Genomic DNA, 4,861 nt, shown 5'->3' with positions numbered 1-4,861 from the left:
CTATCTTTCCCTCTATCTTTCTCTTTTTCTGTCCATTCTGTACATGATGTCTCTGGCATCCTCATCCCTGCTCACCCACGCCTTCAGAGCTGCAGCATCTCCCTTCTTGCTCTCCTTCGCGTAGCCCAGGAACTTCATCACAGAGTTGATGCCCTCTGTGCCGGCGCTTATTATGAAAGCCGTGATCAGCGCGTCGAGCAGGTCGAAGTAATATCCCTCCTGAACATCGCTGTAGATGCAGAGCGGTGCCAGTACACGCAGGCCTGTGCCAAAGGCTATCAGAAGACCCGCGATCAGTGAGATTATCCCCAGGATCAGCTTCTTGTCCCTCTCCCCTATCAGCCTCACAACTATCGGATCCAGTATCTCAAGAAATTGCTGTATTGCGAAACCGGCCGCAAATATCGGCACAACTGTTGCCACCAGCTGATCCATCCCAGACCTCCATCATCGAGTTGTTTATAACTGAATAAGTATTTTACGGTCAATTATGTTCGACTCTGAGATGCAGCAGCAAGATATTATACATGCTTAGCATACAGGATCTTGATACATGGAGATGTGTTTATGGCCGGAGCTAAGCTGGGGGACAGGGTCCGTGTGCATTACACTGCGCGGCTTGAGAGAGGAGTCATTGTGGATACCTCCGAGGGCGGGGATCCCTTCGAGTTTGTTCTGGGAGAGAGCAGGGTGCTCCCCGGGTTCGAGGAGGCGGTCATTGGGATGAGCCCGGGAGAGGTGAAGACCGTGAGGATCCCCCCTGAGAAGGGGTATGGTCCTTACAGGCAGGATCTCGAGGTCGAGGTCGAGAGGTCCAGGCTGCCCATGGACGTCGAGCTGAAGATAGGTGATACTCTCGAGATCGTGGAGGATGATGGTAGGGTGATCAATGTGGAGATCATGGATATCATAGGAGACAAGGTAGTGCTGAACGCAAACCATCCGCTTGCAGGCGTCGATCTGATATACGAGATCAGGCTGCTGGAGATAGTGTGACCCAATTCACAAAATAGAGCTGGATCGTCAACAGGCGGGTCTCTAATGAGGTCGCAGCGCAGGCTCTGGACTGTGGTGATTCTGATCATCTCAGCATTTCTTTTGAGGCTATATGCTGGAAGGTTCGCCCTATCAGACGGATCTGTGCTCTTCTACGGCCCAGACTCCTACTACCACATGCGCAGGATTATTTATACAGTGAATCACTTTCCTGCCACGCTATGGTTCGATTCATATGTGGATTACCCAAACGGGCTTGAGATAACCTGGCCACCGCTCTTCGATATCCTCGGGGCTGCTCTTGCATCGTTCGGCGGTAGCGCATACGGCGCGGAGGTGCTGGCATCGCTGCTTCCGCCTGCTCTCGGCGCCCTAACAGTTGGAATCATCTACCTCGCTGCGAGGGAGATGTTCGATGAGCGTATCGGGCTGGCATCTGCGTTCTTTCTCACGATATCCTCATACGCGGTGGCTGTGAACTCGTTCGGATACGTCGATCACCATGCCCTGGAGATGCTGCTGCTATTGCTGATCGTGCTATCGCTTCTGAGATCAGCCAGCGACATGAGATGGTCTGCAGCCGCCGGGATCTCGATTGCGCTCCTCGCCTACACATGGATGGGCTCAGCCGCGTATATACTAATGGTTCTGATCTACATTATAGCCAGGATCTCCCTGGATCTCAGGGATGGCAGAGAGCCGCCGAAGGATATCCTGGCAGCGTCCGCGATCGCCTCGATGCTCGTGCTCCCATTCTGGAGCAGTCACTGGATGCTCCCCTCGGCCATCGCAATATTCGCTCTGTTCGGAGCATCTGTTCTGGGATATGCGATTTACATCCTCTCGCAGAAACGGCTGCCATGGTACTCGCTTCCAGGTATCATGATAGCCGCTGGTCTGATCGTCCTGCTTGCGGTCTATGCACTCAGAGATGGCATAGCATCTGCGTTCTACACAACCCTGGTGGCCAGGCTTCCCTACATCATCGGCGGTGAGATGTCCGGGCTAATAGAGGAGGCCAGCCCGCTTCTGACAATGGATCTCAAATCGGTTCTGGGGCTCAACATCATCATAACAGTGGCAGTTCTGGCACTGGTCGCGAGGCAACACATTTACGACCGTAAGAAGGTTCTTCTTATCATATGGACACTCATCGCCCTGCTTCTCACATTCGGGCAGAAAAGATTCCTCTACATCCTCGCGATGAACATGTCCATCCTCTTCGCTGTCCTCTTCTCAGAGCTCTGCACGCTTGCTGAGAGGAGGGGGAGAAGGCAGATGATGGCGCTCACGCTTATCATTCTTGTTGTGATGGCCATGCCGTCTATATGGAGGCTCAGCAGGATCTCGGATGATGCTCCTGATATAGAGGGGGACTGGGTGGATGCGCTGAGGTGGTTGAAGGAAGAGACGCCACCGACCAGCTTCTACGACGATCCATCCAGAAAACCGGAGTACGGCATAATGAGCAGCTGGAGCTATGGAAACTGGATAATCTACCTTGGGAAACGACCGGTGATTGCGAACAACTTCCAGGCAGGAGTGTATGATTCCACTAGGTTCTTTTTGTCTGAGAGCGAGAGCGATGCGGAGGGGATTCTGAATAAACGGGGGGCGAGGTATGTCATAACAACATGGGAGATGCTGTATCTCACCCTCCCATCGACAGCGCGATGGATCGGGGAGGATCCGTCAAGCTACCTGAGGTACACCCCCTCAGGGAAGTATCTCAGCATAGAGCTCACGGACCGGCTCAGGAGAACCATGCTCGCACGCCTCCAGCTGTACGATGGTCTTAACATGAGCAATCTGAGGCTCGTTTACGAGTCTGGCACATTCAGAGGAGAGAGCCCGAGCACCGCGAGCGTGAAGATCTTCGAGCATGTTCCCGGAGCTCTCGTCACCGGAAGGAGCAGCGGGCCCGTCGTTGCAATCCTCAATATAACAACGAACCAGGGCAGGAGGTTCCAGTATGCGATTGAGGCAGCGCCAGTGGATGGTGTTTACACCCTCCGCCTGCCGTACTCGACCGGAGCCAATGGAGCCGTCAGAGCCGATGGAGATTATCTCATCATGAACCCGGAGATCGCAAAAGAGCTGAGCATCGAAGAAAAAGATGTGCTTGAGGGCAGCACACTCCATCTGGATCTTTGACAGAGATCGAGCGCGGCTCTGTCAAACCTCTTCAGGGTGAAGGGGATGTCTTCTGTTGAGAGAGCACATCCTCATAGACCCTCACAGTCATCTCTGCGATCTTATCCCAGCTGAAGTCGCGCTCTAGCCTCGTCCGGCCCATGAGAGAGAGCCTTCTCATCTCATCAGGATTGCTGAGCAGACGCCTGATGCACCATGCCAGGGACTCCGGCTGTATGTAGGCCAGCAGCCCGTCCTCGAAGTTTTTAATTATAGTGACCGCATCCGTGGCGACCACAGGCTTTCCTGCATCCCAGGCCTCCAACACGACAACACCGAACGGCTCGTTCCTGCTCGGAAGGCATATGATATCGCATGCGTTCATCAGATCCTCTTTGGTAGAGCTCGGAACGTATCCCAGAAACCTGCATGCGTGATCGACGCCGAGCTCTCTCGCCAGCCGCTCGCACTCTCCTTTCATATCGCCCTCGCCGACGAAGACGAACTTAGCGTCCCATCTCTCCCTGAGCACATCGGGTATCGCTCTGACAAGAAGATCCGGGCCCTTCTGGTAGCACATCCTGCCGCAGAAGAGGATCACAGGCGCGAGCGGATGTATGCCGTACCTCTCCTTGATCCGCCCAGCATCGAGAGCCCTTCTGAGCTTCCCGATCACTATCCCGTTCGGGATTATCTCGATCTTCTCCTCCGGTATGGAGTAAAGCATCATCAGCTCATACTTCATGCACTGTGTTGTCACTATTATCCTGGCGGACTCGTAGCCTCCGAGCCATTCGCGATGGGATATCTCTCTTGATACCGGACTCTGGGGATAACTGTTCCCGTTTCTCCCCCACTCGGTGCTGTGGAGGGTGAAGACCAGAGGAATGGAATGGCTGTTTTTTATTCGCACGATCGCATTCACAGGATGCCAGTCGTGGCCGTGAATCACATCGAACCTTCCGAAGATCTTCTGAACAGCCTCGAACCGATCGACCATCGCGTCGCACATCGTGTCCATCTGGTGGACTATATCCCCTGTGGGGTCGTAGTCCACACGCTGGTAGTGGACATCATTGATCTTATCATAGTAATCGAAATCGCCACGCCTTGTGAAGACATGCACCTCGTGGCCCATCCTGGCGAGAGCCTCAGAGAGCTCAGATACATGCGGTGCCACGCCTCCGACCTTCACCGAATAGAGGCTCTCCCAGGAGAACATACCTATACGCATCAGCTCACCTTTAACAATACATCTTAATAGGTTGATATGATTTAACTCTTTCACTGCCGTATTGGAGTCTGAGGATCCGATAGCATAGGCTGAATTAATGCAGATTCAACCTCTGGCAAAAATCGATAGCATACGACCCCAGAGCTATTTGTTATTCAACACAGCACTCCTTCACATATCTCGAAATTCTTTTCGACTATAACTGCCAGGTCATCATGTTGGTTTATATAACAGTCTGCCAGTGCATGCTGATTCCTGACAGCCTGTTCAGGCATTTGGGCACACGACCAAACAATCTGCGCGGCTCGGCCCCAGGCATAAGTGACGCGGTCATCTCAAAATTGTCACGCACATCGATTCTGTTTGGTGTATTTTCCACCAACTACACCACCTCTCCTCATTCAGCTTAAATAGTTTCGAGACGACTTCGGCCTGCTTTCCATATGAATACCGGGCCCGTGCCCCTGCTGCTCCCTCCATCAAACAGCACGTCTCCAC

The 4,861-nt window shown here is 53.2% G+C and carries 4 protein-coding genes; 2 read left to right on the top strand and 2 right to left on the bottom strand.

Annotation, left to right across the window (positions count from 1 at the left end):
• Positions 1-12: 12 nt before the first annotated feature.
• On the bottom strand, positions 13-435 hold the full coding sequence (locus NQU42_RS08125; RefSeq protein WP_296610551.1) for a hypothetical protein: 423 nt from the start codon (positions 433-435) through the stop codon (positions 13-15).
• 132 nt (positions 436-567) lie between these two features.
• On the opposite strand from NQU42_RS08125, the gene NQU42_RS08120 reads away from it, so the two are divergent.
• Positions 568-996 carry an FKBP-type peptidyl-prolyl cis-trans isomerase gene (locus tag NQU42_RS08120; protein ID WP_296610549.1) on the top strand — a complete coding sequence of 143 codons (429 nt, stop codon included), beginning with the start codon at positions 568-570 and terminating at the stop codon, positions 994-996.
• Between the two features lie 45 nt (positions 997-1,041).
• Positions 1,042-3,150 (top strand): STT3 domain-containing protein, encoded by a 2,109-nt coding sequence (locus NQU42_RS08115; protein ID WP_296610548.1) that lies wholly within the window; start codon positions 1,042-1,044, stop codon positions 3,148-3,150.
• 31 nt (positions 3,151-3,181) lie between these two features.
• Here NQU42_RS08115 and NQU42_RS08110 read toward each other — a convergent pair whose 3' ends face one another.
• On the bottom strand, positions 3,182-4,363 hold the full coding sequence (locus NQU42_RS08110; protein WP_296610546.1) for a glycosyltransferase family 4 protein: 1,182 nt from the start codon (positions 4,361-4,363) through the stop codon (positions 3,182-3,184).
• Positions 4,364-4,861: the final 498 nt, after the last annotated feature.

Origin of the sequence: Methanothrix sp. (genome assembly GCF_024518575.1) — an archaeon.
In the GTDB taxonomy this organism is placed as follows: domain Archaea; phylum Halobacteriota; class Methanosarcinia; order Methanotrichales; family Methanotrichaceae; genus Methanothrix_B.
This window is presented reverse-complemented; position numbering and strand designations above follow the sequence as displayed.